Genomic DNA, 26,237 nt, shown 5'->3' on the forward strand with positions numbered 1-26,237 from the left:
CTGGAAAGATGGTTTACACGCGTGGCAAAAAATACCGCCCTCTGACGGGGCAGTTGGGGCTAAGAGTACTGCAATGCATCACAGAAAAAACCGACAAAATTGGCCTGCGCGCACGTTAATGTCGGTTTGGTGATAGCGCCCTTCGCAATCAATTGTTAAAAAGGACACCTTCTCAAAGTCACCTTCACGAAAGGACTTCGCATATGCCTGTCACGTTAACCAACGGCCCGGTGCGCACCACGATAGGAAGTGCCGTGCTGCTCGCGCTGATGCTCGGCCTTGCTCCCGCACAGGCTGCCGACCCGATCAGCCCGGCTGAACTGGCGACAAACGAAGGCATCCCCTATCCCGCCGTGATCGCCCACCGTGGCGCGTCCTATGACGCCCCCGAGTCCACCGCCGCCGCTTACAAGGTCGCGCGCGACCTGGGCGCCGACTATCTGGAACTGGACCTGCAGCGCAGCAAGGACGGCGTCTTGTTCGCCCTGCACGACAACAACCTGCAGCGCACCACCGACGTAGCGACCAAGTTCCCCGAGCGCAAAGATGCACCGGTCAACGAATTCACCTGGAAAGAACTGCAAAGCCTCGACGCCGGCAGCTGGTTCAACGCCGCCTACCCGGACCGCGCACGCCCGGGCTTCGTCGGCCTGAAAATCCAGAGCCTGGATGACATCATCAAGATCGCCGAAAGCAACCCGCAACATAAGCCGGGCCTGTACATCGAGACCAAGGAGCCCAAGCAATTCCCGGGCATCGAGGCCGACCTGAAAAACAAGTTGCTGGACAAGGGCTGGTTGAGCTCCGCCGGCTCCAAGCTGGGCAAGAGCAACACCGGTGTCGGCCAGGGCAAGGGCCGTGTGGTGCTGCAAACCTTCGAGGTGGCCAGCCTGAAAGAACTGCAGAAAGAAATGCCCAACACGCCGAAGATCCTGCTGTTGTGGGTCGGTGAAGGCAGCATTGAACCCAAGTCCAAGGTGACGTTCGCCGAGTCCGGCGAAGCGACCAAAGCCGCCTATTACGCCAAGCAAGAACCGAAAGACGCGGCCGAGTTCGAAAAATGGGTCGACCAGGCCAAAAGCCTCGGCGCCATCGGCACCGGCCCTTCGGCGGAGCTGACCGACCATGGCGACCAGAGCTACACCGACCTGGTCAAGCCCGAGATGAACAAGCTGACCCACGACAAAGGCCTGCTGGTGCACGTGTACACCGTGGACGAGCCAGTCGACTTCGACAAGGTGATGAAAGCCGGCGTCGACGGCATCTTCACCAACCGCGCAGCCGAGCTGCTGAAGTTCTATAAGCGCTGGCCGTCGTCCAGCGTGCAGGACCTGCTGGACGATTATAAATACTGACGCGTTGGTGTCAGTGAGCCATTAAGGATGAGTTAAGTTGCGCCGGTTAATCTGGCGCCACTTAAACAGCTCAACCAGAAGGACACACACCATGAAAACCTTGACCACTCTGTTCGCCGCCACCGCCCTGACGCTGACTGCCGGCCTGGCCCAGGCGGATGTCCGCCCGGACCAGGTTGATGGCCTGATCAAGTCTGGCGCCGTGATGCCATTTGAAAAACTCAACGCTGCGGCCGTGGCCAAACATGCAGGCGCAACAATCAACGACACCGAGTTGGACCACAACAACAGCGGCGTACTGGTCTATGAAGTTGACCTGACCGATACCGCAGGCAAGAACTATGAAGTGAAGCTCGACGCCAAGACCGGCGCGGTGCTGGAAGACAAGCTCGATACCTGAGTTCAATCCAAAAAAACGCGCCACCTTCGGGTGGCGCTTTTTTTTGCCCTGCCAAAAGATCAAATTCGCCCTACACCATGCAAGGTCGTTAAACTCACCGACATCGACCGAGCACTACGCTGCCGTCATCGCCAATATGAGAACGTCCATGGGGCAGAAAACCGCCGACATCGCCACCATCGGCCGAATCAGTGCCGTGCCCGCGATGCTTCGCGTCATCAGTGACATGACCGGCCTGCGCTTTGTCGCCGTCGCCCGAGTGACTGACAACACCTGGACCGCCTGCGCCGTGCTCGACCAACTGGCGTTCGGCCTGGACGTGGGGGGCGAACTGGACCTGACCACCACCATTTGCCATGAAATCCGCGGCTCCCATGTGTCCGTGGTGATCGATAATGCCAGTGAAGACCCGCTGTACCGCACACATCACACCCCACTGATGTACAGGTTCAAAAGCTATATCTCAGTCCCCGTGTTCCGTACCAACGGCAGCTTTTTCGGCACCATCTGCGCCCTCGATCCAAACCCCGCACCGCTGCGCAGCAGCACCATCCAGTCCACCATGGAATCGTTCGCACGGGTCTTATCGCTGCAAATCGAAGCCGAGGAAAATCAGCAGAGCACCGAAGACACCCTGCGCGAAGAACGCAACACGGCGCAGCTGCGCGAACAATTCATCGCGGTACTGGGTCACGATCTGCGCAACCCGCTGTTCGCCATCAACGTTGGCGCCGAACGTCTGCTGCGCAAGCACCCCCACCCTGCCACGGACGACATCGTGCGCCATATCCTGGCCAGCGGGCGCCGTGCGGCGCAGTTGGTAGAAGATGTTCTGGATTTTGCGCGCGGGCGGCTGGGCGGCGGTATTCCATTGCAGCTGGGCAACTGCGAAGACTTGCAAACCTCCCTGCAGCAGGTGGTGGCGGAATTGCAGAGTGTGCATCCCGAGCGTGGCATCCGTGCGCAGATTGGCAGGGTCGAAGGCATCAGGGGTGACCGTGACCGATTGGCACAATTGCTGTCCAATCTGGTGGCCAATGCTGTCAGCCACGGTGCCCCTGACGGTCCCATCGAAGTGAGTGCGACAGTTGAACAGGCGCACTTCGAACTGGTGGTGAAAAACGCCGGGCAGATCAACCAGCAGGCGCTGCCGAGGCTGTTTGAACCCTACGCACGCCCCACCACCGAAGGCCCGCAGGCCGGCCTTGGCCTGGGACTGTATATCGTCAAACAGATTGCCGACGCCCATGGCGGCGAGCTGAGCGTTTGCAGCAGTGAACTGCAGGGCACGGTGTTCACCTTCCGCCTGCCAGTGGCGTGAGCCAGCATCCAGGCGCGCCACCCTGAACAACGCCCGCGCCTGGATAAGCCGTCATAAAAACGTCAGATTTGCCTGCAATGATAGGCAACGCGACCTGTGAAATGTCCTACAGGCTTTTTCTGTGCGAGCCCCCATGAACCACAGCATTGACCACGCCCACCAGGACCCCGACCTGTTTGGCCTGCTTTACGGTTTCCGCTTTCTGCCCGGCGAAAAAGGCCAGCAGATTGACTCAGCTACCGCACTCCAGTGCCTGCAACAGCCCGGCGATCCGCAGGAATTTCTCTGGCTGCACCTGAACCTGGCCCATGCCGCCTGTGAGCGCTGGATGCAAGCGCACCTGGAGCTGCCCGAGGAGTTCTTCGAAGCGCTGCACGAGGGCTCGCGCTCCACGCGCATCGAACACGTTGATTCCGCCCTGCTGGCGGTGGTCAACGATGTGGTGTTCAACTTCAGCAGTATGGTCTCGTCGGATATTTCCACGTTGTGGGTGTGTGCGCGCAGTCGCTTACTGATCAGTGCGCGCCTGCAACCGCTGCACTCGGTGGATAAGTTGCGCTCGTCGGTGAAGGCCGGTGAACACTTTCGCTCGCCGCTGGAGTTGCTGGTGCATTTGCTGCGCGACCAGGGCGAAGTGCTGACCCAGATCGTGCGCAAGACCAGCCTCAGCGTCGATCATATCGAGGACCAGTTGCTGTCCTCGCGCCTGTCCACCAACCGTGCCGAACTCGGTGCCGCGCGCCGCGTACTGGTGCGCTTGCAACGCCTGCTGGCGCTGGAGCCGGGCTCGCTGTTGCGCCTGCTCAACCGGCCGCCGCAATGGCTGCAAAAGGAAGACGTGAAGGAGTTGCGCAAATCCACCGAAGAGTTCGCGCTGATCATCAACGACCTGACGGCCCTGGGTGAGCGCATCAAATTGCTCCAGGAAGAGATCGCCGCCAATCTCAACGAGCAAAGCAACCGTACGCTGTTCACCCTCACGGTGGTGACGGTGCTGGCGCTGCCGATCAACATCATCGCCGGTTTTTTCGGCATGAACGTCGGTGGGGTGCCACTGTCCCAGGATCCGGAAGGGTTCTGGATATTGGTCGCGCTGGTGGCAACCTTCACCTTGATTGCCGGGCGCTGGGCCTTCAGAAAGCGCAAGGATTTAATGAATTGAAAGGCACTTCCCCACCTGAACACTGACCTGTCGCAGCATCTCTGTAACAATTTGCAATGATCATGGACGGCATCCTCCCCACACTGGATGTTCCGGCATGGCCACCCCGTCACTGACTGCCTCACCCACAGCCCCAAAACCGCGCCTGGATACCAAGCCTGGCCGGGTCACGGTGATCATGTTCTTCGCCGTGCTCGCCATGGGCCTGCTGTTCACCGCTTACAGCCTGATGCATGACATGCACGAAATGGGCGCCCAGCTCACCACCTGGACGCCCTTCCTGCTGCTCGGCGTGGCGCTGTTGATCGCCTTGGGCTTTGAGTTCGTCAACGGCTTTCACGACACCGCCAATGCGGTGGCCACGGTGATCTACACCAACTCGCTGCCGCCGCATTTCGCGGTGGTGTGGTCGGGCTTTTTCAATTTTCTCGGTGTGCTGCTGTCCAGCGGGGCGGTGGCGTTCGGCATCATTGCCTTGCTGCCGGTGGAGTTGATCCTGCAGGTAGGCTCATCGGCCGGCTTCGCCATGATCTTCGCCCTGCTGATCGCCGCGATCCTGTGGAACCTGGGCACCTGGTGGCTGGGTTTGCCGGCGTCGTCGTCCCACACGCTGATCGGCTCGATCATTGGCGTCGGCGTGGCGAATGCGTTGATGCATGGCCGCGATGGCACCAGTGGCGTGGATTGGAGCCAGGCGGCCAAGATCGGTTACGCGCTGCTGTTATCGCCGCTGATCGGCTTCGCGTTTGCTGCCTTGCTGTTGCTGGCACTGCGCGCCTTCGTGAAGAACCGCGCGCTGTACAAGGCGCCCAAGGGTGACACCCCGCCGCCATGGTGGATCCGCGGCATGCTGATCGTCACCTGCACCGGTGTGTCGTTTGCCCACGGCTCCAACGATGGGCAAAAAGGCATGGGCCTGATCATGCTGATCCTGGTGGGTACCCTGCCGATGGCCTACGCCCTGAACCGCACCATGCCCGCCGACCAGTCGCTGCAATTCGCGGCGGTCGCCGAGGTTACCCAGGCCGCGTTGTTGAAGGCGGCACCGCAACCGGCACCCGCCGACGCCCGTGCAACCTTGTCGACCTATGTGCGCACCCAGCAAGCCTCTCCGGAACTGGTGCCCGCGCTCGCCGCCATCACCGGGCACATCGGCGCCGAAGTCAAAGGCTATGGCTCGCTGGCCGCGGTACCGGCCGAGGCGGTGGGCAACGTGCGTAACGACATGTACCTGACCAGCGAAACCATTCGCCTTATGGACAAGGGCAAGGTCGGCGATTTCGACGCCGACACCCACGGCAAGCTGCAGCTGTTCAAACAACAGATCGACAGCGCCACGCGCTTCATCCCGCTGTGGGTCAAGATCGCGGTGGCTATCGCCCTGGGGCTTGGCACCATGGTCGGCTGGAAGCGCATCGTGGTGACCGTGGGCGAGAAAATCGGCAAGACCCACCTGACGTACGCCCAGGGCGCCTCGGCCGAGACCGTGGCGATGCTGACCATTGGCGCGGCGGACATGTTCGGTCTGCCGGTGTCGACCACCCATGTGCTGTCATCGGGCGTGGCCGGGACCATGGTGGCCAATGGCGGCGGCTTGCAGATGCGCACGATCCGCAATCTGTTGATGGCCTGGGTGCTGACGTTGCCGGCGGCGATTGTGTTGTCGGGCAGCCTTTACTGGCTGTTCACCCAATTGTTCTGACCCACCCTCAATCGAATGTAGGAGCGAGCTTGCTCGCGAAAAACGTCAACGATAATGCGTGCTTTCTGAATGAACGCGGTGCCTGTGAGTTTTTCGCGAGCAAGCTCGCTCCTACAAAAAAGCGTTATCAGGGCGAGCCCTCCTCCCATATTATTGTCGGCGCGCAGTCAAAGGTGGGCCTGCAGGGTGGCCGCCAACCACTCCATGAACACCCGCACGCGCAACGGCAAATGCCGCTGGCCGGCGTAGAGCAATGACACGTCCAAAGGCGGCGCCGGGTAATCGGCCAGCACCTCGACCAATTCGCCAGTGGCCAGCAAGTCGCGGATGCCCAGCCGTGGCACTTGAATAATGCCAAAGCCCCCCAGGCACGCCGCCTGATACGCATCGGTGCTGTTGACGGTCACGCGCCCGGCCATCGGCAGTCGCTGCACCTTGTTGCCTTGCAGGTACTCGAACCCCGCCGAGCGTGCGCCCAGCGGCCGTACGTAATGCACCAGTCGATGCTGCTGCAGGTCAGCCAGCGTGTCGGGAATGCCGTAGCGCTGCACATACCCCGCGCTCACACAGTTGACCATGGGCATGCTGCACACCCGCCGCGCCACCACGCTCTGATCGGGCTGGGCACCCACGCGCACGACGCAGTCGAAGCCTTCGGCGATCAGGTCGACCTGGCGGTCCGAGCTGCCGATTTGCATCTCGATCAGGGGGTGGCGCTCCATGAACGGGGGCAAGTTGGGCACGATCAGCGTGCGCGCTATCACGTTGGGCATGTCCACGCGGATGCGCCCGGCCAACTGGGTTTCGTCCTGTCGAAACAGCCCTTCCAATTCTTCCATGTGCGCCAGCAGATCCTTGCTGCGCTCATATAACACCTGGCCGTCCTGGGTTGCCTGCACCTTGCGCGTGGTGCGTTGCAACAAGCGCGCACCGAGCAGTTCTTCCAGGGTGCGCACCTGTTCGGACACGGTGGAGCGCGGCAAGCCGAGGCTTTCACCGGCCTGGGTAAAGCTCGACAGTTCGGTCACGCGCACAAACGTGCGCAATAGCTCAAGTTTATTCATGAAATTGTTCGCCCTGTCCGACCAGTGATTCCGGTATAGCGCTGTTTATCACGTTACGGGCGCACAAATACACTGAGTCCCACAATCACTTCGGAGGACTGCACCATGACCCCACGTAAAATCGCACTGATCACCGGCGCCAGCCGCGGCCTGGGCAAAAGCGCTGCACTGCACCTTGCCACCCAGGGCGTCGATATCCTCGGCACCTACCACAGCAAGGCCGATGAGGCGCAGGCGTTAGTGAAGCAGATCGAGCAACTGGGCGGCCGCGCGGCGATGTTGCAACTGGATGTAAGCCAGAGCGCGACGTTCGCAGGTTTTGCCGATCAAGTGACTGACGTACTCAAGGATGTGTTCGCACAGGATCACTTTGATTTTCTGGTCAACAATGCCGGTATCGGCATTCACGCAAGCTTTGCCGAAACCACCGAAGCCCAGTTCGACCAACTGGTGGATATCCAATTCAAGGGGCCGTTTTTCCTGACCCAGAAGCTATTGCCGTTAATTCGAGACGGTGGCCGCATTCTCAATGTGTCCAGCGGCCTGGCGCGCTTCAGCCTGCCGGGCTACGCGGCCTACGCGGCGATGAAGGGCGCGATGGAAGTGCTGACCCGCTATCAGGCTAAAGAGTTGGGCACGCGTGGCATCAGCGTGAATATCCTCGCCCCTGGCGCGATTGAAACCGACTTCGGCGGCGGTGCGGTACGCGACAACGCCAGCCTCAACGCCATGGTCGCCAACAATACCGCCCTGGGTCGCGCCGGTTTGCCCGAGGATATTGGCGGGGCCATCGCGCAACTGCTGGCCGATGGCAGCAAGTGGATCACCGGCCAGCGGATCGAGGCTTCGGGTGGTATGTTCCTGTAAGCGGCCGGCGGCTACAGGGCGACTGGCGTGTTGCGGGTGAGTCTTTCCCGAATCACGTCATAGGCCCAGTGGTACACGTAGGTGTATGGCAGGAAGAACAGCAGCACGCCAATGTCGAGGATGAAGCCTCCAACAGGCTGATCTTCATCAATGCGGCAATCAACGGCACCGCCAGCAGAATCAACCCGCCTTCGAACAGCAGCGCGTGCAGCACCCGCGTCCGGCCGCCGTTGGACAGCTGCAGGCGCACTTTAAGGCGGTCGAACAGGCTGTTGAACATGACGTTCCAGCTCAGCGCCAGCACGCTGATGCCCAAGGTCACCGCACCCATTTCCAAGGCCGGTCGACCGGTCACCCAGACCAGCAAGGGCGTACAGATCACCAAGGCCAGACCTTCGAACCCCAAGGCCTGGAAAACGCGTTCGGTCATTGATTTGGTAGGGTGCATGTCCCGGCTCCATGAGTGACGATGATTGCCATGATCACGTCTCAGGCCGATACTTCATAACCAATAACCATCGATCAAGGCGATAGTCATGGCCTCCCATGAAGTGCTCCAGGCGTTTGTCCAGGCCGCCACCCAAGGCTCGTTTTCCGCCGCCGCACGCAAACTGGGCAAGAGCCAATCCACTGTGAGTGCGGCGGTGGCGAGCCTGGAAATTGATCTGGATGTGGTGTTGTTCGATCGCAGCAGCCGCAAGCCGACGCTGACCCCGGCCGGCCATGTGCTGTTGCAGCGGGCGCAGCAGGTGCTGGAGGCCAGCAGCCGGCTGGAGCTGGCGGCCAGTCAATTGGCCCAGGGATTGGAGCCCAGGTTGAGTATCGCCATGTCCGATACCTATCAGTCCGACCGTTTCGAGGTCGCCCTCAGCGCCTTTGAACAACGCTACCCGGACCTTGAGTTGGAATGCCTGATCGCCGAATGCGAAGACCTGATCGCCCTCGTGCAAAGTGGCCGGGCGCAGATCGCGTTTATCGAGCAGCAACAGGTTTACCCTCCGGACCTCAGTTGCTCGCCGGTTGAAGAACGCACCGAGATCGCCTTGTTCGTCTCGCCCAGACACCCGTTGGCAAGCCTGGCCAGCGTTGATCCGCACACCCTGCAACACCATCGGGAGCTGCGCCTGGCGAGCATCATCAACCCTGACGAAAACCGTGGCGCACAACGTGTATGGTCGGCGCCGAGCTACCTGATGCTGATGGAGATGGCGCAACTGGGCTTTGGCTGGGCCCCCATACCGCGCTGGTTGGTGGAGCGCTTCGGCGGGGACCAGTTGGTCGAACTCAAGGTGCGCGGTTGGCCACGCTCGGTGGCAGTGGATGCGCTGTGGTCGCGGCAACAACCGCCGGGGCCGGCGGGAAGTTGGTTGTTGGCGAAGATGCTTGAGTGAGCAATGACAACCTACGTATGGAGCGGGCACAAGCGCTGTAAGCGGATGAGGTAGAATTCCGGCCTCTTCGTAGGATTTAGGATATGCCGCTCATGGAAACCCGCTTGGTTCCCTATGAAATGTTGAACGCGCTGCAAAAGCAGCATTTGGACGGTCTGGAAGTCAATCCAGAGCAACTGGCATATTCCGGTGATATCTACTGCGCGCTGAACAGCCTGCTGGTCAATCCCAACCCCGACAGCGTCAAGGGCTTTGCCCTGCTCGCCGACGACCTGCCGGTCGCCTTCCTGCTGCTCAAACGCCCACCGTGCCTGCCTTATTGGGCGGATGAACACAGCGCCACCTTGCATGCCTTGCAGGTGGATCGGCACCAGCAAGGGCGCGGCTTCGGCAAAGCGTGTCTGCAGTCGCTGCCCGCAGCGGCGCTACAGGCATGGCCGCAGATCAAGGCGCTGGAATTGTCGGTGGATGCGGATAATGCAGCGGCGATGGGGTTGTATCTGGGCGCGGGTTGGGTGGACAGCGGTGAGGCGTACAAGGGACGGATTGGGTATGAGCGCAGATTGAGACGCGCGCTTGATCAGCATAGTATTGACAGCACCAAAATGTAACGTATACATAACCTGACAAAATAAAAGTACCGTATATAAGACATGGACCCTACTGTAATTACCCAACGTCTCGGCGTTCAGCTGCGCACCATGCGCTCGAATCGCGGCTATAAACAGGCGGATCTGGCGAAGGTGGCCGGGATTACTCGGCAAAAACTGATCGAAATCGAAAAAGGCAGTCTCTCGGTCTCGATGAATGCCTACGCCCGGGTGTTAGCCGCCTTGGGCAGCGAATTCAAGCTGGTGCCCGTGACCTTGCCGACCCTGGAGGAACTGGAGGACTTATTCAATGAATAGCCCCACGTTACGCGTTCATACGCCTCAAGGGGACAGCGGCAGCGTGCGGGTCGGTGCTGAAGATTATCTGTTTCGCTATAGCGATGAGGCGAAGGCCGCCAGCGCAATCAGCCTGTCGATGCCGGTCCGCGCGGACGAATACCGGCGTCGGGACTTGCATCCCATCTTTCAGATGAATTTGCCGGAGGGCTATGTGCTTGAACAACTGCGCAATCGCCTCGCCAAAACGGTCAGGGTAGACCCGATGTTACTGCTGGCGCTCTCGGGAAGCAGCGCGCCAATTGGTCGGGTTTTCGTGTCTTCTGAACAAGTGAATAATCTGATCCATCGCAACAGCCCTCACGCGCCCGGAGAAAACCTCGACGAAATTCTTGCCTGGGACGGCGCGGAAGATCTGTTCGTCGAATTGGTAGATCGCTATATCCTGCGAGCGGGTATTTCCGGTGTGCAACCCAAAGTACTGGTGCCGGAAAAACCACAAAACCCTGAACAGAAATTCACCTCGAAAACCGACGACCTGATCATTAAAAGCGGGCGTGACGAGTTTCCCGGGCTGGCCATCAATGAATACCTGTGCATGTCCATCGCCAGGGACGCGGGTCTGCCCGTACCGCCGTTTTATCTGTCCCGCAACCATAAGCTGTTCATCATGCGGCGCTTTGATCGGGACGCACAGCTCAACCCACTGGGCTTCGAAGACATGACCGCACTGATGGGCCTGTCCGCCGAGCAAAAGTACACCAAGAGTTACGCCGCCATCGCCAAGGCTGTACGCGTGTTCTGCGCCCCGGCCTATCAACGCAGTTCGCTGGATCAATTATTCGACAGCGTGGCGTTAAGCTGCATCGTGGGTAATGGCGATGCGCACTTGAAGAATTTCGGCGTGCTCTATAGCGATCCGCTTAAATCAGATACGCGACTGGCACCCACTTACGACATTGTGAACACCACCGCTTACATCCGCGACGACTCACTGGCCTTGGACCTGGGCGGAAATAAATCGTTATTCGCCTCGCGCCTGGGCATTCTCGACTTCGCCAGGACCTGCGAAGTCGAACACCCCGAAAAGCGTATCCAGGCGCTGCTCCAGACCCTTGAAGTGGTGCTCAAGCGCGAAGACGACTACTGCCGGTTGGCGCCTGAGGTAGCGGGCGCCATACGTCAATCCGCTCACGGTTTTCAAACTAGCTTCGGGGGCTGAATCGCCCCCTGATGTGGCGTTCAGACTTTCTGCCCAACCGGCAACCAGATCTCCACCGTCCCGGTGCCCTTCTTTCCATCAAAATCGGCACTGTAACGCTCGAAATCCGCCCCCATCACCTTGTAGCCCGAGTGGGGCAGCCACTCGAACATGATGCGCTCGTAGGTTTGTTCAAGCGCTTGCACCGGCCCGTGATGAGGGAATACGGCATAGTTAAGGGGCGGAATTTCAATGCACTGGAAATTGCCCGGCACATCGCTTTTGCTCGGGACTTCAACACCGGCCATGTAGTCGAATTCGCCCTGCTTGGGATTATGGCAAACACCATAGGTCACGCCGCCAACGCGCTTCTTGATGTCCTTGATACAGCTGTTGAACAATTCCCATAGCTGCACAATATCGCCCACGGTGGCTTTCGAATAACGCCCCTGGACGCCTGCGATCACCAGGGCTTTGCCGGCTTCCATGCGTGGTTCCAACGGTTGTCTTGTCTGCTGATCCATACGAACAGTCTCCTTCTTATGAGGGAAAAAACCCGCAACGAGTATAGGGGCATATCCGCGCCGTACTCCATGCAGAAATTTTTCCTACGCATATGGACAACTTGCCATCATCGACCGTATTGTCTGCCCCGCAGGCCACCGCAGTGGCCGACGTCGCTCGGACGGTTCCGGGCGCTTACGTACCTCGAGGCAACAATGGCAGACCAAGGTTCGCCGCGCCGCTTTGCGCGCATAGATCGACTCCCCCCCTACGTGTTCAATATCACTGCCGAGCTGAAGATGGCTGCGCGTCGGCGCGGCGAAGACATCATCGACTTGAGCATGGGTAACCCCGACGGCGCCACGCCACCGCACATCGTGGAGAAAATGGTCACCGTCGCCCAGCGCGAAGACACCCACGGCTACTCCACTTCCAAGGGCATTCCGCGCCTGCGCCGGGCGATTTCGCGCTGGTATAAAGACCGTTATGACGTGGATATCGACCCCGAAACGGAAGCCATCGTCACCATCGGCTCCAAAGAGGGCCTGGCGCACCTGATGCTGGCCACCCTCGACCAGGGCGACACCGTACTGGTGCCCAATCCCAGCTACCCGATCCACATCTACGGTGCCGTGATTGCCGGCGCCCAGGTGCGCTCGGTGCCGCTGATTCCCGGCGTGGATTTCTTCGCCGAGCTGGAGCGGGCCATTCGCGGTTCGATCCCCAAGCCGAAGATGATGATCCTCGGCTTTCCGTCCAACCCCACTGCGCAGTGCGTTGAGCTGGATTTCTTCGAACGGGTGATCGCCCTGGCCAAGCAATACGACGTGCTGGTGGTGCACGACCTGGCCTACGCCGACATCGTCTACGACGGCTGGAAAGCCCCGTCGATCATGCAGGTGCCGGGCGCCAAGGACATTGCGGTGGAGTTTTTCACCCTGTCCAAGAGCTACAACATGGCCGGCTGGCGCATCGGCTTTATGGTGGGCAACCCGGAACTGGTCAACGCCCTGGCGCGCATCAAGAGCTACCACGACTACGGCACCTTCACGCCGTTGCAGGTGGCCGCAATTGCGGCGCTGGAAGGCGATCAGCAGTGCGTCAAAGACATCGCCGAGCAGTACCGCCAGCGTCGCAATGTGCTGGTCAAGGGCCTGCATGAGCTGGGCTGGATGGTGGAGAATCCCAAAGCGTCGATGTACGTCTGGGCGAAAATCCCCGAACAGTATGCCGCCCTGGGTTCGCTGGAGTTTGCCAAGAAGCTGCTGCTGGAAGCCAAGGTGTGTGTATCACCGGGGATCGGCTTTGGTGAGTATGGCGATGATCACGTGCGCTTTGCGCTGATCGAAAACCAGGACCGGATTCGCCAGGCGGTGCGCGGGATTCGCGGGATGTTCAGGGCGGATGGACTGGTCCAGAAAGCCTGAGCCGATCCATCTGACGAAATGTGGTCAACATGTGGGAGGGGGCTTGCCCCCGATGGCAGTGGTTCAGTCACCAGATACAGTGACTGACACTCCGCTATCGGGGGCAAGCCCCCTCCCACATTTGATTGGGTGACCCCATGGAATGCTGCGGTGTGGCTACACCACCAACGACAGCAACATGATGAAGATCAATGCCACCACCGACAAAATGGTTTCCATCGCCGTCCAGGTCTTGAACGTCTCGGCCACGGTCATGTTGAAGTACTGCTTGACCAGCCAGAACCCCGCATCGTTGACGTGAGACAGGATCAACGATCCGGCGCCCGTCGCCAGCACCAGCAGCTCGCGGTTAACCCCTGGGATCATGCCGACCACCGGCACCACGATGCCCGCACCGGTAATGGTCGCCACGGTCGCGGAACCGGTGGCGATCCGAATCACCGCCGCCACCAGCCACGCCAGCAGGATCGGGTTGATCTGTGCGTTCACCGCCATATGACCGATTACGTCACCCACGCCGCTGGTCACCAGCATCTGCTTGAAGCCGCCACCGGCACCGATGATCAGGATGATCGCGGCGGTCGGCGCAAGGCTGGCGTCGAGCAGTTTGAGGATCTGCTTGGAGTGGATGCCCTGGCGATGACCGAAGGTGTACAGCGACAGCAGCAATGCCAGCAGCAACGCGGTGATCGGGTGACCGATCATGTCCATCCAGTTGCGCACCACGTTGCCTTCGGCAAAGGCGATGTCGGCAAAGGTTTTGAGCAGCATCAGGAACACCGGCAGCAGCACGGTGACCAGGGTGATGCCAAAGCTGGGCAACGATTTGTTATCGGTCTCGCGGGCCAGTTGGTCCACCAGTTCCTGGGACGGGTTGCCGGGGATGTACTTGGCGATGAAGGTACCGAAGATCGGGCCGGCAATGATGGCCGTCGGCAGTGCGACGATCAGGCCATACAGGATGGTCTTGCCGATGTCCGCGCCAAACACGCCGATGGCCAGCAACGGGCCCGGGTGCGGCGGCACCAGGCCGTGTACCGCCGAGAGGCCGGCCAGCAACGGGATGCCGATCTTGATCAGCGACACACCGGTACGCCGCGCAACGATGAATACCAGCGGGATCAGCAGCACAAAGCCGATCTCGAAGAACAGCGGAATGCCCACCAGAAACGCGGCGAACATCATGGCCCACTGGACCTTTTCCTTGCCGAAGGCGCGGATCAGGGTCTGGGCGATCTGATCGGCACCGCCGGATTCAGCCATCATCTTGCCGAGCATGGTGCCCAGCGCGAGGATAATGCCGACAAAGCCGAGCACCCCGCCGAAACCGTCCTGGAATGCCTTGATGATCTTGTCCACAGGCATGCCCGAGGTCAGGCCGAGGAAACCGGCCGCAATGATCAGTGCAATGAACGGGTGCACCTTGAACTTGGTGATCAGAACGATCAGCCCAATGATGGTAACCACTGCATCTAGCAGCAGATAAGACTCGTGGGACATGCCAAACATGGGGGTCTCTCCTGTTTGTTGTTGTTATTAAAGCGGGTGTTGAATTTCCTGCCGGGGACAGCGCTATCTTTCCGGCAAAAAATTATCGGGTTGGTTCAAAACCGTGCTGCAGCCACCAGGCGTTGGTCTGCTCGGCCAGCTCCTCGACACTTTCCTCACTGGCGTTGAGCGCCAGGGTCAGCGGCTCGCCCTTGGGCGATTCCAGGGTAGCGAACTGACTGTCGATCAGGCTGGCCGGCATGAAATGACCGGGGCGATGGGACACGCGGTCGGCGGCCACTTCACGGGTCAGCTCCAGGAACACAAATCCCAGGCCCGGGGCGGCTTCGCGCAGGTGGTCGCGGTATTTCCTTTTCAGGGCCGAACAGGTGAGCACCGGATGCTCACCGGCCTCGAGCGAACGGCGCAGTTCATCGCAGAGGATGTCGAGCCAGCCGGCGCGGTCGTCGTCGTTGAGGGGGTGGCCGGCGCTCATCTTTTCGATGTTCGCGGCGGGGTGAAAGCTATCGCCTTCAATGGCGGTGGCGCCGTTCAGCCGGCACAGGGCCTCGCTGACGCTGGTTTTGCCACAGCCGGCAACACCCATGATGACCAGGGCAGTAACAGGTTGACTCATAAACACCTCAGGACGCAGATAGCGCTACCTTTGCACAGTATAAGGCTAGTGCAAAAACAGGCTTTTCCCGCGCCGTCTTGTCTTTTTTTATGGAGTGACGCGTGCATCCGCTCCAATCATTTGAACGGGATCAGGCAACCCAACGTTCAAGCATTTGCAGCCGTTTGGAGACAGCGCTACCTTAGTGCCTCGATTTTTGTTTGGCAAGCCGCCTGATGACCTCCAAGAACGATAAAAATACCCGCACCACCGGTCGCCCCACCTTGAATGAAGTTGCCCGTCTGGCCGGCGTCAGCCCGATCACCGCCTCTCGTGCGCTGCGTGGCATCAGCACGGTCGCCACCGAACTGGTGGAGAAAGTGCAGAAGGCCGCCGCCGAACTGAGCTACGTGGTCAACCCCGCCGCCCGCGCCCTGGCGTCGGCCCAGAGCCATTCGGTGGTGGTCCTGGTGCCATCATTGTCCAACCTGCTGTTTATCGAAACCCTCGAAGCCATCCACCAGGTGCTGCGGCCCAAGGGCTTTGAAGTGCTGATCGGCAACTCCCACTACTGCCGCGACGAAGAAGAAAACCTGCTGCGCAACTACATGGCCTACCAGCCTAGCGGCTTGCTGCTGACCGGGTTCGACCGCACCGAAAGCGCGCGACGGATGGTCGAGGCCAGCAATGTGCCTTGCGTGTACATGATGGATCTGGACCCCAACGCCGGGGTCAACTGCGTGGGCTTTTCGCAACTGGCCGCCGGTGAAACCGCCGCGGCGCATTTGCTCTCTCGCGGCCGCAAGCGCCTGGCTTATATTGGCGCGCAACTGGACCAGCGCACCTTGCTGCGTGGCGAAGGCTTCCGCCGCGCCTTGCAGCAAGCGGACCTGTACGACCCGGCCCTGGAATTGCTGACGCCGCGCCCTTCTTCCGTGGGCCTGGGCGGCGAACTGTTCCTGCAATTGCTGGCAGCGCATCCGGACGTGGATGCCATTTTCTTCGGCAACGACGACCTGGCCCAGGGCGCCTTGCTGGAAGCCATGCGCCACGGCATCAAAGTGCCAGAGCGCGTGGCCGTGCTGGGCTTCAACGACCTGCCCGCCTCCTCGTTCATGGTGCCGCGCCTGAGCAGCATCAGCACACCAAGGGAAGCCATCGGCCGACGTGCGGCGGAGCATTTGTTGACGATCATGGCGGGTAACAGAATCGCCAAGCCAGTGGTGGACATGGGGTTTGAGTTGCAGGTGCGCGAGAGTACGTAGGACGCCTGTAGGAAGTGGCTGACATTAGGCCAAGCGCCTTGCTCCGTTACCTACGCTTTTACGTCAGAATCCGCCGGCTTGTGTGACTGGAGGGCGGTCTTTAAGGTTTGCCGGTCACTGAATTTCTCGGTGATCGGGTTTAGTAGCCCGAACTTCTCCACACAAGATGCATGAGCCTGCCGATGCTTGACGGTGGCTGTGCGCAGGGCGCAAGCCCCCTCCCACATTTTTTAACCGCGCCCACTTGGCCCCTGCTAGATTAACCACTCTCCAAAGCCAGGGAAGCACCATGGGACACTCACTGAAAATCTTGGGTCGCGCATCTTCCATCAACGTGCGCAAAGTCCTCTGGACCTGCCAGGAATTGGGCATCGACTATGTGCGCGAGGACTGGGGCATCGGCTTCAAGCCCACCCAATCCGCCGAGTTCCTGGCCCTGAACCCCAACGCCCAGGTGCCGGTGCTGATCGACGACCATGGCGTGCTGTGGGAGTCCAATACCATCTGCCGCTACCTCGTCGGCCTTTATCAACGCGCCGACCTGCTGCCTTTCGAGCCCGCGCCAAGGGCCCGCATCGAGCAATGGATCGACTGGCAAGCCACCGAACTCAACCGTGCCTGGGGCGACGCGTTCACCGCGCTGGTGCGTAACAATCCCGATGGGCTGGACGCGACGCAGATTGCCGCCGCCGTGCAGGTGTGGAACGACAAGATGGGCATTCTCGAACAGCAGTTGGCCAGGACCGGTGCGTATGTGGCCGGCGATGAGTTCACCCTTGCCGATATCCTGATCGGTCTCTCGGTACACCGCTGGCAGGTGACGCCGATGGAGCGCCCGCCCTACCCGGCCATTGCCGCTTACTACCAGCGGCTCAGCCAGCACGCCGGTTTCAGGACCTTCGCCCTCGACGGCCACAACTGAACACAGGGACAACCTCGTGAACGGACTCAACGTACTGCTTACCGGCGCCTGCGGCAGAATCGGCAAGACATTTTTCCAGGCCTCGAAAGATCGCTACCGTTTCAGCCTCACTGACCGCATCACGCCGGACTTCGACTGGGGCGATCACCGCTTCGTACACGCCGATCTCAGTGATAAATCCAGCCTCGCAACCTTGCTCGAAGGCATCGACGTGATCGTGCACCTGTCGGGCATCCCCGATGCCAGCGCCTCGTTCGACGAACTGCTGCCCAACAATATCCTCGCCACCACTTACCTGTTCGAAGCCGCCGTGAACGCCTGCGTGCAGCGCCTGGTATTTGCCAGCAGCGCGCAAACCATCGAAGGCTACCCGGTGGATCGCCAGATCACGCCTGGCATGCCGGTGATGCCCGCCAATCTGTATGGCGTAAGCAAGTGCTACGGCGAGGCGCTGTGTGGCTACTACGCAGCCAAGACGCCACTGTCGACCATCGCCCTGCGCATCGGCGCCTTTGAATTCCCCGACACCCACGGCTTGAACAACGCCCGCGACCTCAGCGCCTGGCTCAGCCCCCGCGATGCCGTGCAATTGTTGCAGCGTTCGGTAGAGGCCGAGGGTGTGAAACACTTGATCGCCCATGGCATTTCCAATAACCGCTTCAAGCGCCTGGACCTGAGCGAAACCACGCGGGTGTTGGGCTACCACCCCGTGGATGATGCGTTCCAGACGTTTGCGATCCCCATTACTTACTGAGTTCTGCTGCCATGCCTTCATTATCTGCCACCGACGGCATCGATCCGACCCGCGCCGCCCATATCAGCGCACGCATCGACCGCCTGCCCGCAGTCGCCAGCATCTGGCGCCTGGTGGCTTTGCTATCGATCGGCGGTTTTTTCGAGCTGTATGACCTGTTCCAGACCGCCTATATCAGCCCCGGCCTGATCAGCGACGGGCTCTTCCACACCGGCAGCGAGGGCGTGTTTGGCTTCTCTGATCAGGCAGCATTCGCCTCGGCCACGTTCCTCGGGCTGTTTTTTGGTGCCAGCCTGCTCAGCCCCGTCGCCGACCGTTTCGGGCGCCGGGCGATCTTCACCTTTGCATTGATCTGGTACACCGTCGCCACGGTGTTGATGGGCATTCAGACGTCCGCCCTGGGCATTATCTGCATGCGCTTTCTGGTGGGCATTGGCCTGGGCATCGAGCTGGTGACCATCGACGCCTACCTGTCGGAACTGGTGCCCAAGCGCATGCGCAGTTCGGCGTTTGCCTTTGCGTTTTTCATCCAGTTCCTGTCGGTGCCGGCGGTGGCGCTGATGTCCTGGTGGCTGGTGCCCCAGGCGCCGTTCGGCATCTCCGGTTGGCGCTGGGTGGTGCTCAGCAGTGCGGTGTTTGCGCTGTTTATCTGGCAACTGCGCAAGCGCCTGCCGGAATCACCGCGCTGGCTGGCGCAGAAGGGTCGTTTCGAGGAGGCCGGCGCGATCATGGACACCCTGGAAGCGCGCTGCCTGAAGGATCACGGCAAACCTCTGGACGCGCCGGAGCCGGAGGCTGTCAGCGTGCAGGGCAGCGGCCGTTTCGCCGATATCTGGCAGCCGCCCTACCGTCGCCGCGCCTTGATGCTGATCGTGTTCCACGTGTTCCAGGCCATCGGTTTCTTCGGCTTTGGCAACTGGCTGCCGGCCTTGCTGTCGGGCCAGGGCGTCAGTGTGACCCACAGTCTGCTCTACGCCTTTATCATCACCCTCGCCTACCCGCTGGGCCCGCTGCTGTTCGTGAAGGTCGCCAACCGTTTCGAAAACAAGTGGCAGATCGTCGGCTCGGCCATGGGTGCGGTGATCTTCGGCAGCCTGTTCGCCCTGCAGACCACGGCGGTGGGGCTGATTTTCTGCGGGGTGATGATCACCTTCTGCAATGCCTGGCTGAGCTTCAGCTATCACTCGTACCAGAGCGAATTGTTCCCCACCAATATCCGTGCGCGAGCGGTGGGGTTCTGTTATTCGTTCAGCCGCTTGTCCACGGTATTCAGCAGCCTGCTGATCGGTTTTATCCTTGAGCACCTGGGCACGCCGGGCGTGCTGGCGTTTATTGCCAGCAGCATGCTGATCGTGATGATTACCATCAGTTGGTTCGGGCCGCGTACGCGTAACCTGGCATTGGAGCATATCGCCCACTGACGGCAAGGGTTGGCCGCTGACGGGACAGTGTTTGCCGCGACGACCGCCTCTGCCCCAGTAAAAACGTGCTCAGCGTGCCCGGCATGCTAATTGCTCCAGCTGTTGCACCGCATATTTGCACAGGTGACCGATCATGCTGGTTAACACCACTACCCAAGCCGCTTCGACTGTTCAACAGATCAAGCGGTCCGACATGGACCCGGCCAATGCCGCCGCCAGCGCGTTGTACAGCGGCGCCCTGCAGACTGCACAGCAAGGCGTGACGATGCCGGCCGCGCAGAAGGAGCTGGACAAGGCGAGCGACCGCATCGACGAGGCCTTCGCCAAGACGCGCGTGCAACTGCAGGCCACAACGTCGACTTCTGGGGCGCGGGCTGAACTCACCGACTACATGAGCAAATCCCCGGCCGAACGCATTCGTGAGCAGATGCTCAAGGAGCAAGGTTTGACCGAAGAGCAAGTGCAGGCCCTGCCGCAGGAAAGACAAGACGCCATTGCCAGGCAAGTGGCTGAGCGTTTGAAGGAGCAGCAACAGCAGCAGGTAGCGGCGAAGACGGCTGCTCCACAAACCCAGGCACTGAAAGACACCCTGGCAGCAATCTAAGCCACACAGCTGAACAAAAAATGTGGGAGGGGGCTTGCCCCCGATAGCGGCGGGTCAGTCACTTAGATATAGACTGATCCACCGCCATCGGGGGCAAGCCCCCTCCCACATTTTGAATGTTTTTCACATGAGGTCAGCAGCGTCTTCAGGTATCAACGAGCATTGCCAGCAACGCATTGGCGGCTGCGGAAGGTGAGCGGTTTGGCGGGTAGACCAAAGCGAATTCGCGGTGTATCGGCACGCTCAGGGGCAGCACGCGCAAGCCCTGGCGCTGAAGCGGCAGGGTCATTTCCGGCACCAGGGTCACGCCGACGCCCTCGCGCACCAGGCTGAAAGCGCTGCTCCATTCACGCACTTCTACACGCATATCGTGCAACACCAGCCCGGCCTCGGCACTCACGCTGCGGGCGTTTGCGCTGCAGCCTCCGGTAGCGAGGACGAAGGGCTGTTCCACTATCTGCGCAAGGGCCACCGTGGCCTGCGGCGCAAGCCGGGCCAGTGCGTGCCCGGCCGGCACCACCGCCAGCCAACTGTCTCGCCCCAATAGCGTGGCGTTGCGCTCAGGCAGCGGGTTGAGCACCACGCCCAGATCGATCAGGTCGGCGTCGAGCAAGGCATTCACTTCGGTGTCGGTGACTTCAAGGGTGGTCACCTCTATGCCTGGATAGAGCCGGGCAAAACGCTGCAATTCGGGGCTCAGAAACTTCGCCAGTACCTGAGAGAAACACGCGATGCGCAGATGCCCACGTAACGTGGGTCTTGCTTCTTCCACGCGGCTGCGTATCGCCTGCAAGGCGTCGAGCATCACCCGCGCCTGTTCGATCACATTCACCCCCAAGGCGGTGGGCAGCGTCTTGCGCGGCTCACGGATGAACAACTGCGCCCCCAGCGTGGCCTCCATGGATGCCATGGCCTGGCTGGCGGCGGATTGGGTCATGCCCACCCGTTCGGCAGCGGCGGTGATACTGCCGTAATCGGCCACCGCCACCAGCAGACGCCAATGCATCAGGTTCATCATGGCAGTCGCTGTCCTTATGGGTGGGGTATGAAGGTTTAATTTTACGCACGGTGCCATGCCCGCGAGACTGGCGCAAATCCTACACAGAGCCCCCTCCATGAAATTGTATTTCGCCCCCAATGCCTGCTCCCTCGCCCCTCACATCATCCTGCGTGAATTGGCCTTGCCCTTCGACCTGGTGCAGGTGGATAACCAGGCCAAGACCACGGCCGACGGCGAGGACTTCCTGCAGATCAACCCCAAAGGTTACGTGGCGGCCCTGCAACTGGACAACGGCCAGGTGCTGACCGAAGCCAGCGCGATCCTGCAATACCTCGCCGACCTGAAACCCGAGGCCCATCTGGCCCCGGCCAATGGCAGCTGGGAGCGCGTGCGCTTGCAGGAATGGTTGAATTTCATCGCAACCGAAGTGCATGGCGGGCTGGCGGTATTTTTCAACCGTGCGATCCAGGGCGAGGTGCGTACGATGTTCCAGGCCACGTTGTTCAAACGTTTTGCGGTGCTGGTGCAGACGTTGGCGCAGCAGGATTATCTACTCGGCGCGCAGTATTCGGTCGCGGATGCGTATCTGTTTGTGGTGCTGCGTTGGTCTGCGCTTCATGGGATCGAACTGAGTGAATGGCCGGCGTTGGCGGCGTTCCAACAACGGATCGGTAAGCGGCCGACCGTCGTTGCAGCCCTGGCAGCGGAAAACCCGTGACCTGACGTTCAATCGACAGTCGGCAGAGGGTCTATGGCCCCTTGAACACTACCTGCTGCACATCGATCTTTTTCGGGATCAGGCCATTGGCGAAAAACAGGTCGGCGGTGCCTTGCTGAGTGGCGATGTCGACCGCCTGCAGCGGCCGGATCGGCGCCGGCGAGCGGTGCTCGAAGTAGCTTTTGACCACGGCCGGTTGCAGGCCCAGGGTCTTGGCCATCAGCGCGATGCTGGCCTCGGGCTGGTCGAGCGACAGACGCTGCGCCTTGCCGAGGGTCTGGATAATGGTGGCAATGGCCTGGGGGTTTTGCCGGGCGAACGCGCCGCTGGTCACGAAGAAACTGCCGGCAGGATTCAGGCCTTCGCCGGTACCCAGCACGCGGGCGGCACCGTCGACCACGGCGGCCGAGTAATACGGGTCCCACACCACCCAGGCGTCCACCTTGCCTTGCTCGAAGGCGGCGCGGCCGTCGGACGGCGACAGGTACACCACGTTGACATCCTTCCACTGCAAGCCGGCACGCAGCAGGCTCTTGAGGAACAGGTTGTGCGCACTGGAGCCTTTGAGCAGCGCCACGCGCTTGCCCTTGAGTTCGGCCACGCTCTGAATCGTGCTGGCCTTGGGCACGAGCACGGCTTCGGTCTTGCCGTCATTGGGCTCGACGGCGATGTACTGCAACTCGATGCCGGCGGCCTGGGCGAAAATGGGCGGGATGTCGCCGATATTGCCGATGTCCAGGCTGCCCGCGTTCAGCGCCTCGATCAGCGGCGGGCCACCGAGGAACTCGGTCCACTGCACCTGGGTGCCGGGCAATGCGACCTCGAAGAGCTTGTGCTCACGAGCGAGCACCATGCTCACCGAGCTCTTCTGATAACCAATGCGCAGGGTGGACGGATCGGCGGCCAGCACGTTGGCAGCGACCAGTGAAAGAACGGCGACAACAATCATTTTCAGCATAAGAGCGCTTCCTTGGCCTGGGTGGCGGGTGCGGGACAGGAGCGATCCTAACAAGGCCTCTTATTCTTTAATAATATTTAAAAGTCGTCTACTTATAACTTTATATAAGATAAGGATGGGCATTGTTTGCACGCTGTCGGCAACGGTTACAATGCCCGCCCCGCCCTTTCAATCGGTTTGACCATGCATATCGAACGGCTGGCAGCGCCGCTATGGCCGTTGCTGAACAAGTTTTACCGCAGCCACAACTCGTCGATGAAGGCGCTCAAGGGCGGGCAATTGTGGGTGGCTAGAGACAGCGAGATTGTGGCCGGGTTGTGCCTGACACCCGTGGTCGGTGGGCAGTGGCTGACGGGCGTGTTCGTTGATCCGGCCTATCGCGGCCAGGGGCTGGCGGCGCGATTGATCCATCAGGCGGTGGCGAGTGTGGACGGCACGGTCTGGCTGTTGTGCCATCCAGACCTTGAAGGGTTGTACCAGCGTATGGGGTTTTCACAGGACACCGTGCTGCCGCAATCGCTCAGTGAGCGGCTGGTGCGTTACAAGCGCAACAAACCGATGATCGCGATGGGACTTCAATAACCTGCATGGCTTGCCCCCGATAGCGGTGGGTAGGAGCGAGCTTGCTCGCGAAAAGTTCACAGGCACCGCGTTCATTCAGGAAGCACGCGTTATCGTTGACGTTTTTCGCGAGCAAGCTCGCTCCTACAGAGGGCCTGCAGGTCACTCGTCGGCGGTTGGGTCCATTTCCGGGAACATCACTTCAATAAACCCGAATTTGCTGAAGTCGGTAATCCGCGACGGGTACAGGCGACCGATCAGGTGGTCGCATTCATGCTGCACCACGCGCGCATGGAAGCCTTCGGCAAAGCGTACGATCGGCTCGCCCTTGGGGTCGAAACCTTCGTAGCGGATCTGCTGGTAACGGTCCACGGCGCCGCGCAGGCCGGGGACCGACAGGCAACCCTCATAACCCTCTTCCAGCACTGGGCTGAGGGGCGTGATCAACGGATTGATCAGGATGGTCTGCGGTACCGGCGGCGCGTCCGGGTAGCGTTCGCTGGCCTCGAAACCAAAGATCACCAGTTGCAGGTCCACGCCGATCTGCGGCGCGGCCAGCCCGACGCCACCTACGTGTTCCATGGTCTGGAACATGTCATCGATCAGTTGCCACAGCTCGGGGCTGTCGAACATTTCCGGTGGCACTGGCGGGGCGATGCGCAGCAGTCGCTCGTCGCCCATTTTGAGGATTTCACGGATCATTGATCGGGCTCGATGAGAGGCTTGGAATGGTCGCGGCCTAAGCCTGAGACATGCTGTTTTTCGGTCGTATTGCCGGGCCCGTCGATTTCCTTCTCACCAGGGTCTTTGCCTTCGGCGGACATGTGTTCGATCACGGCGTTCATCTCCGCCCCCAGCAACAGTACGGCGGCGGAAATATAGAAGTACAGAAGCAGGACAATGATCGCACCGATACTGCCATACATGGCGTTGTAGTCGGCGAAGGTCTTGACGTAGTAGCCAAAGCCGAGAGAAGCGACGATCCACACCACCACCGCCAGTACGGAACCCGGGGTGATAAAGCGAAACTCCTGTTCGACGTCCGGCATCACGTAGTACATGAGCGCCACGGCGAACATCAGCAGGATCACGATCAGGGGCCAGCGCAGGATGGTCCACAGCGTGACGACGAACTCCTGCATGCCGATCTGCCCCGCCAGCCACTCCATCACTTGCGGGCCGAGCACCATCAGCGCGGCGGCGGCCAGCAGCATGCCGGCGATGCCGACAGTGTAGAAAATCGACAGCGGAAAACGCTTCCAGATAGGCCGCCCCTCCACCACGTCATACGCCGCGTTCATCGCACTCATCATCAGGCGCACGCCGGCGGAGGCGGTCCACAGGGCGATCACGATACCCACCGACAGCAGCCCGCCCTTGGATTGCTGCAGTTGGTCGATCACCGGGTTGACCTGCTCCAGGGCCTGGGGTGGCAATACCAGTTCCGACTGCAGGCGCAGCCAGGTGAAAAAGTCCGGCAGATGCAGGAAACCGATCAGCGCAATCAGGAACAACAGGAAGGGAAACAGCGAGAACAGCATCTGGTACGCCAGCGCCGAGGCATAGGTGGGCATCTCGTCGTCGACAAATTCGGTGACGGTGCGCACCAGCACCTTGTGCAGCTTGAGACCATTAAGTACCGGAAAGATCATAGCGTCTCCTTTCGCCGCAAAGAGTTGAAGTCGTGGGCGACTCAGGGGCCGTTTTCTACATCAAAGTAGCCCATTTGGCGACTTTGAAACAATTTCTGATGTTTAGTTGCGCCAGCACCCACAAAAACGGCCATCCGTGGATGGCCGTCGGGCTGCTGGAAGGAGCCAGCCAAGCCGGCTTATTCGGTGGCTTTTTTCACCGCGTCCTTGGTCTTGCCAACGGCCTGCTGTGCCTCGCCTTTCTTTTCCTGGACCACGCCTTCAGCGCGCAGTTTGTCGTTATCCGTAGCCTTGCCGACGCCTTGCTTGACGTTACCGACGGCTTCGTTGGCCATGCCTTTTACCTTATCGGAAGTGCTGCCCATGGTATTACTCCTGATAACAATCAAATGGTTTTTGGTCACTACGCTGCGGTTGACTCGACGCCAGGCGCCAGAGTTTCAATTATTTTCAGCGGGCATTTCATCGAAAGAGGCAGGTTTGCCTTTATGTTTTGTGGCCAACCCACGAGAATGCCCGGCACATTCAGGCTCACACGCTGAATAACAGATCCCGTAGGAAGGTTATGAAACTCGATAAAGCACAGGCCATCGCCCGCAGAAACCAGGAACTGGGGGGGGCCGTACTCGGCGTCAACAACTGTCATTTCACCGACCTGGACCGCAAGCGCAACATCTGGTGGTTCGACCTGCCCCTGGTGCGGATCGGCGTGGGCCAGTACGAGTGGATCCACCTGCTGATGCACAATGCCGAAACCGACCAGTTGCTGCACCTGAAGGTGCCGACCCTGTTCCTGCGCGAAAACCTCGAAGGGCTGGTGGTGCGCAATGCCGGCAAACGCAAGCCGGAGATCACCCTGGAATTGAGCGCCGACAAGGACTCGTTCCTCAAGGATGTGCGGCCGGCGGGTGCGGGAATCGGCTTCGCCCAGTTCGCGGCATAAGCGTTTGAGCGGCTGTTGACCGGGCACCCTCGGCGCGCGGCTCACGCGTCATCA

The 26,237-nt window shown here is 60.4% G+C and carries 28 protein-coding genes and 1 pseudogene; 19 read left to right on the forward strand and 10 right to left on the reverse strand.

Features of this window, described 5'->3' with window-relative positions; translation table 11 throughout:
- Window positions 1–203: 203 nt before the first annotated feature.
- From MRY17_RS19750 to MRY17_RS19770, 5 genes are all read left to right on the forward strand, one after another.
- On the forward strand, window positions 204–1,355 hold the full coding sequence (locus MRY17_RS19750) for a glycerophosphodiester phosphodiesterase family protein (RefSeq protein ID WP_243352726.1): 1,152 nt from the start codon (window positions 204–206) through the stop codon (window positions 1,353–1,355).
- Between the two features lie 91 nt (window positions 1,356–1,446).
- On the forward strand, window positions 1,447–1,755 hold the full coding sequence (locus tag MRY17_RS19755) for a PepSY domain-containing protein (RefSeq protein WP_181284746.1): 309 nt from the start codon (window positions 1,447–1,449) through the stop codon (window positions 1,753–1,755).
- Between the two features lie 148 nt (window positions 1,756–1,903).
- Window positions 1,904–3,076: a GAF domain-containing sensor histidine kinase gene (locus MRY17_RS19760; protein WP_181284745.1), complete on the forward strand. Its 1,173-nt coding sequence runs from the start codon at window positions 1,904–1,906 to the stop codon at window positions 3,074–3,076.
- A 133-nt stretch (window positions 3,077–3,209) separates the two neighbouring features.
- Window positions 3,210–4,238 carry a transporter gene (locus tag MRY17_RS19765; protein ID WP_181284744.1) on the forward strand — a complete coding sequence of 343 codons (1,029 nt, stop codon included), beginning with the start codon at window positions 3,210–3,212 and terminating at the stop codon, window positions 4,236–4,238.
- A gap of 97 nt (window positions 4,239–4,335) precedes the next feature.
- Window positions 4,336–5,940: an inorganic phosphate transporter gene (locus MRY17_RS19770; protein WP_243352727.1), complete on the forward strand. Its 1,605-nt coding sequence runs from the start codon at window positions 4,336–4,338 to the stop codon at window positions 5,938–5,940.
- 167 nt (window positions 5,941–6,107) lie between these two features.
- On the opposite strand, the gene MRY17_RS19775 is transcribed toward MRY17_RS19770, so the two are convergent.
- Window positions 6,108–7,004: a LysR family transcriptional regulator gene (locus MRY17_RS19775; RefSeq protein ID WP_243352728.1), complete on the reverse strand. Its 897-nt coding sequence runs from the start codon at window positions 7,002–7,004 to the stop codon at window positions 6,108–6,110.
- A gap of 105 nt (window positions 7,005–7,109) precedes the next feature.
- On the opposite strand from MRY17_RS19775, the gene MRY17_RS19780 reads away from it, so the two are divergent.
- Window positions 7,110–7,871 carry an SDR family NAD(P)-dependent oxidoreductase gene (locus tag MRY17_RS19780; RefSeq protein ID WP_243352729.1) on the forward strand — a complete coding sequence of 254 codons (762 nt, stop codon included), beginning with the start codon at window positions 7,110–7,112 and terminating at the stop codon, window positions 7,869–7,871.
- Between the two features lie 11 nt (window positions 7,872–7,882).
- Here the strand turns inward: MRY17_RS19780 and MRY17_RS19785 are convergent.
- Window positions 7,883–8,319 (reverse strand): annotated as a pseudogene (locus MRY17_RS19785) (multidrug/biocide efflux PACE transporter).
- Window positions 8,320–8,407: 88 nt separating this feature from the next.
- Between MRY17_RS19785 and MRY17_RS19790 the strand changes: the two are divergent.
- From MRY17_RS19790 to MRY17_RS19805, 4 genes are all read left to right on the forward strand, one after another.
- Entirely contained in the window at window positions 8,408–9,262 is an 855-nt protein-coding gene (locus MRY17_RS19790; protein WP_181284739.1) for a LysR family transcriptional regulator, read from the forward strand.
- A 92-nt stretch (window positions 9,263–9,354) separates the two neighbouring features.
- Complete coding sequence (locus tag MRY17_RS19795) at window positions 9,355–9,873, forward strand: GNAT family N-acetyltransferase (RefSeq protein ID WP_181284738.1); 519 nt, start codon at window positions 9,355–9,357, stop codon at window positions 9,871–9,873.
- A 42-nt stretch (window positions 9,874–9,915) separates the two neighbouring features.
- A complete protein-coding gene (locus MRY17_RS19800) occupies window positions 9,916–10,170 on the forward strand; it encodes a helix-turn-helix domain-containing protein (RefSeq protein ID WP_057723758.1) in 255 nt (84 codons plus the stop codon).
- Complete coding sequence (locus MRY17_RS19805) at window positions 10,163–11,371, forward strand: type II toxin-antitoxin system HipA family toxin (RefSeq protein WP_181284737.1); 1,209 nt, start codon at window positions 10,163–10,165, stop codon at window positions 11,369–11,371. The genes MRY17_RS19800 and MRY17_RS19805 overlap by 8 nt, the downstream gene beginning before the upstream one ends.
- Before the next feature lie 20 nt (window positions 11,372–11,391).
- Here MRY17_RS19805 and MRY17_RS19810 read toward each other — a convergent pair whose 3' ends face one another.
- Entirely contained in the window at window positions 11,392–11,874 is a 483-nt protein-coding gene (locus MRY17_RS19810) for a GyrI-like domain-containing protein (protein ID WP_243352730.1), read from the reverse strand.
- A 195-nt stretch (window positions 11,875–12,069) separates the two neighbouring features.
- Between MRY17_RS19810 and alaC the strand changes: the two genes are divergently transcribed.
- A complete protein-coding gene (gene alaC, locus MRY17_RS19815) occupies window positions 12,070–13,281 on the forward strand; it encodes an alanine transaminase (RefSeq protein ID WP_243352731.1) in 1,212 nt (403 codons plus the stop codon).
- A 156-nt stretch (window positions 13,282–13,437) separates the two neighbouring features.
- Here alaC and MRY17_RS19820 read toward each other — a convergent pair whose 3' ends face one another.
- Both MRY17_RS19820 and MRY17_RS19825 read right to left on the reverse strand, forming a co-directional pair.
- Window positions 13,438–14,790, reverse strand: coding sequence for a GntP family permease (locus tag MRY17_RS19820; protein WP_104504483.1), 1,353 nt, complete (start codon window positions 14,788–14,790; stop codon window positions 13,438–13,440).
- Between the two features lie 82 nt (window positions 14,791–14,872).
- Window positions 14,873–15,406 (reverse strand): gluconokinase, encoded by a 534-nt coding sequence (locus tag MRY17_RS19825; protein WP_243352732.1) that lies wholly within the window; start codon window positions 15,404–15,406, stop codon window positions 14,873–14,875.
- 212 nt (window positions 15,407–15,618) lie between these two features.
- On the opposite strand from MRY17_RS19825, the gene MRY17_RS19830 reads away from it, so the two are divergent.
- From MRY17_RS19830 to MRY17_RS19850, 5 genes are all read left to right on the forward strand, one after another.
- Window positions 15,619–16,650 (forward strand): LacI family DNA-binding transcriptional regulator, encoded by a 1,032-nt coding sequence (locus tag MRY17_RS19830; protein ID WP_243353956.1) that lies wholly within the window; start codon window positions 15,619–15,621, stop codon window positions 16,648–16,650.
- A gap of 289 nt (window positions 16,651–16,939) precedes the next feature.
- On the forward strand, window positions 16,940–17,572 hold the full coding sequence (locus tag MRY17_RS19835; protein WP_181284733.1) for a glutathione S-transferase family protein: 633 nt from the start codon (window positions 16,940–16,942) through the stop codon (window positions 17,570–17,572).
- A 16-nt stretch (window positions 17,573–17,588) separates the two neighbouring features.
- Complete coding sequence (locus MRY17_RS19840; RefSeq protein ID WP_243352733.1) at window positions 17,589–18,326, forward strand: NAD-dependent epimerase/dehydratase family protein; 738 nt, start codon at window positions 17,589–17,591, stop codon at window positions 18,324–18,326.
- A gap of 11 nt (window positions 18,327–18,337) precedes the next feature.
- On the forward strand, window positions 18,338–19,747 hold the full coding sequence (locus MRY17_RS19845) for an MFS transporter (protein ID WP_243352734.1): 1,410 nt from the start codon (window positions 18,338–18,340) through the stop codon (window positions 19,745–19,747).
- A 133-nt stretch (window positions 19,748–19,880) separates the two neighbouring features.
- A complete protein-coding gene (locus MRY17_RS19850) occupies window positions 19,881–20,351 on the forward strand; it encodes a hypothetical protein (protein ID WP_191952287.1) in 471 nt (156 codons plus the stop codon).
- Between the two features lie 145 nt (window positions 20,352–20,496).
- Here the strand turns inward: MRY17_RS19850 and MRY17_RS19855 are convergent, their stop codons facing one another.
- Window positions 20,497–21,369, reverse strand: a complete 873-nt coding sequence (locus MRY17_RS19855; RefSeq protein ID WP_243352735.1) for a LysR family transcriptional regulator — start codon at window positions 21,367–21,369, stop codon at window positions 20,497–20,499.
- Between the two features lie 97 nt (window positions 21,370–21,466).
- On the opposite strand from MRY17_RS19855, the gene gstA reads away from it, so the two are divergent.
- The gene (gene gstA, locus MRY17_RS19860) at window positions 21,467–22,069 is read left to right on the forward strand and encodes a glutathione transferase GstA (RefSeq protein WP_243352736.1); all 603 of its coding nucleotides are present in this window, start codon (window positions 21,467–21,469) and stop codon (window positions 22,067–22,069) included.
- A 31-nt stretch (window positions 22,070–22,100) separates the two neighbouring features.
- Here gstA and MRY17_RS19865 read toward each other — a convergent pair whose 3' ends face one another.
- Window positions 22,101–23,027, reverse strand: a complete 927-nt coding sequence (locus tag MRY17_RS19865) for an aliphatic sulfonate ABC transporter substrate-binding protein (RefSeq protein WP_243352737.1) — start codon at window positions 23,025–23,027, stop codon at window positions 22,101–22,103.
- Between the two features lie 183 nt (window positions 23,028–23,210).
- Here MRY17_RS19865 and MRY17_RS19870 point away from each other — a divergent pair, with 183 nt between their 5' ends.
- Complete coding sequence (locus tag MRY17_RS19870) at window positions 23,211–23,609, forward strand: GNAT family N-acetyltransferase (RefSeq protein ID WP_181284726.1); 399 nt, start codon at window positions 23,211–23,213, stop codon at window positions 23,607–23,609.
- 141 nt (window positions 23,610–23,750) lie between these two features.
- On the opposite strand, the gene def is transcribed toward MRY17_RS19870, so the two are convergent.
- From def to MRY17_RS19885, 3 genes are all read right to left on the reverse strand, one after another.
- On the reverse strand, window positions 23,751–24,290 hold the full coding sequence (def, locus tag MRY17_RS19875; RefSeq protein ID WP_243352738.1) for a peptide deformylase: 540 nt from the start codon (window positions 24,288–24,290) through the stop codon (window positions 23,751–23,753).
- Window positions 24,287–25,240 carry a YihY/virulence factor BrkB family protein gene (locus tag MRY17_RS19880; RefSeq protein WP_181284724.1) on the reverse strand — a complete coding sequence of 318 codons (954 nt, stop codon included), beginning with the start codon at window positions 25,238–25,240 and terminating at the stop codon, window positions 24,287–24,289. The genes def and MRY17_RS19880 overlap by 4 nt, the downstream gene beginning before the upstream one ends.
- Window positions 25,241–25,419: 179 nt before the next feature.
- Window positions 25,420–25,605 carry a CsbD family protein gene (locus MRY17_RS19885; RefSeq protein ID WP_043051227.1) on the reverse strand — a complete coding sequence of 62 codons (186 nt, stop codon included), beginning with the start codon at window positions 25,603–25,605 and terminating at the stop codon, window positions 25,420–25,422.
- Window positions 25,606–25,805: 200 nt separating this feature from the next.
- On the opposite strand from MRY17_RS19885, the gene MRY17_RS19890 reads away from it, so the two are divergent.
- Window positions 25,806–26,183 carry a hypothetical protein gene (locus MRY17_RS19890; RefSeq protein WP_191952292.1) on the forward strand — a complete coding sequence of 126 codons (378 nt, stop codon included), beginning with the start codon at window positions 25,806–25,808 and terminating at the stop codon, window positions 26,181–26,183.
- The last annotated feature ends 54 nt before the right edge of the window (window positions 26,184–26,237 follow it).

The sequence above is a fragment of the Pseudomonas orientalis genome (assembly GCF_022807995.1).
GTDB classification, from domain to species: domain Bacteria; phylum Pseudomonadota; class Gammaproteobacteria; order Pseudomonadales; family Pseudomonadaceae; genus Aquipseudomonas; species Aquipseudomonas orientalis_B.

Coding starts and splice junctions, on each gene's coding strand:
- MRY17_RS19750 (WP_243352726.1), top strand. CDS start 204: ATGCCTGTCACGTTAACCAACGGCCCGGTGCGCACCACGATAGGAAGT.
- MRY17_RS19755 (WP_181284746.1), top strand. CDS start 1,447: ATGAAAACCTTGACCACTCTGTTCGCCGCCACCGCCCTGACGCTGACT.
- MRY17_RS19760 (WP_181284745.1), top strand. CDS start 1,904: ATGGGGCAGAAAACCGCCGACATCGCCACCATCGGCCGAATCAGTGCC.
- MRY17_RS19765 (WP_181284744.1), top strand. CDS start 3,210: ATGAACCACAGCATTGACCACGCCCACCAGGACCCCGACCTGTTTGGC.
- MRY17_RS19770 (WP_243352727.1), top strand. CDS start 4,336: ATGGCCACCCCGTCACTGACTGCCTCACCCACAGCCCCAAAACCGCGC.
- MRY17_RS19775 (WP_243352728.1), bottom strand. CDS start 7,004: ATGAATAAACTTGAGCTATTGCGCACGTTTGTGCGCGTGACCGAACTG.
- MRY17_RS19780 (WP_243352729.1), top strand. CDS start 7,110: ATGACCCCACGTAAAATCGCACTGATCACCGGCGCCAGCCGCGGCCTG.
- MRY17_RS19790 (WP_181284739.1), top strand. CDS start 8,408: ATGGCCTCCCATGAAGTGCTCCAGGCGTTTGTCCAGGCCGCCACCCAA.
- MRY17_RS19795 (WP_181284738.1), top strand. CDS start 9,355: ATGGAAACCCGCTTGGTTCCCTATGAAATGTTGAACGCGCTGCAAAAG.
- MRY17_RS19800 (WP_057723758.1), top strand. CDS start 9,916: ATGGACCCTACTGTAATTACCCAACGTCTCGGCGTTCAGCTGCGCACC.
- MRY17_RS19805 (WP_181284737.1), top strand. CDS start 10,163: ATGAATAGCCCCACGTTACGCGTTCATACGCCTCAAGGGGACAGCGGC.
- MRY17_RS19810 (WP_243352730.1), bottom strand. CDS start 11,874: ATGGATCAGCAGACAAGACAACCGTTGGAACCACGCATGGAAGCCGGC.
- alaC (WP_243352731.1), top strand. CDS start 12,070: ATGGCAGACCAAGGTTCGCCGCGCCGCTTTGCGCGCATAGATCGACTC.
- MRY17_RS19820 (WP_104504483.1), bottom strand. CDS start 14,790: ATGTTTGGCATGTCCCACGAGTCTTATCTGCTGCTAGATGCAGTGGTT.
- MRY17_RS19825 (WP_243352732.1), bottom strand. CDS start 15,406: ATGAGTCAACCTGTTACTGCCCTGGTCATCATGGGTGTTGCCGGCTGT.
- MRY17_RS19835 (WP_181284733.1), top strand. CDS start 16,940: ATGGGACACTCACTGAAAATCTTGGGTCGCGCATCTTCCATCAACGTG.
- MRY17_RS19845 (WP_243352734.1), top strand. CDS start 18,338: ATGCCTTCATTATCTGCCACCGACGGCATCGATCCGACCCGCGCCGCC.
- MRY17_RS19850 (WP_191952287.1), top strand. CDS start 19,881: ATGCTGGTTAACACCACTACCCAAGCCGCTTCGACTGTTCAACAGATC.
- MRY17_RS19855 (WP_243352735.1), bottom strand. CDS start 21,369: ATGATGAACCTGATGCATTGGCGTCTGCTGGTGGCGGTGGCCGATTAC.
- gstA (WP_243352736.1), top strand. CDS start 21,467: ATGAAATTGTATTTCGCCCCCAATGCCTGCTCCCTCGCCCCTCACATC.
- MRY17_RS19865 (WP_243352737.1), bottom strand. CDS start 23,027: ATGCTGAAAATGATTGTTGTCGCCGTTCTTTCACTGGTCGCTGCCAAC.
- MRY17_RS19870 (WP_181284726.1), top strand. CDS start 23,211: ATGCATATCGAACGGCTGGCAGCGCCGCTATGGCCGTTGCTGAACAAG.
- def (WP_243352738.1), bottom strand. CDS start 24,290: ATGATCCGTGAAATCCTCAAAATGGGCGACGAGCGACTGCTGCGCATC.
- MRY17_RS19880 (WP_181284724.1), bottom strand. CDS start 25,240: ATGATCTTTCCGGTACTTAATGGTCTCAAGCTGCACAAGGTGCTGGTG.
- MRY17_RS19885 (WP_043051227.1), bottom strand. CDS start 25,605: ATGGGCAGCACTTCCGATAAGGTAAAAGGCATGGCCAACGAAGCCGTC.
- MRY17_RS19890 (WP_191952292.1), top strand. CDS start 25,806: ATGAAACTCGATAAAGCACAGGCCATCGCCCGCAGAAACCAGGAACTG.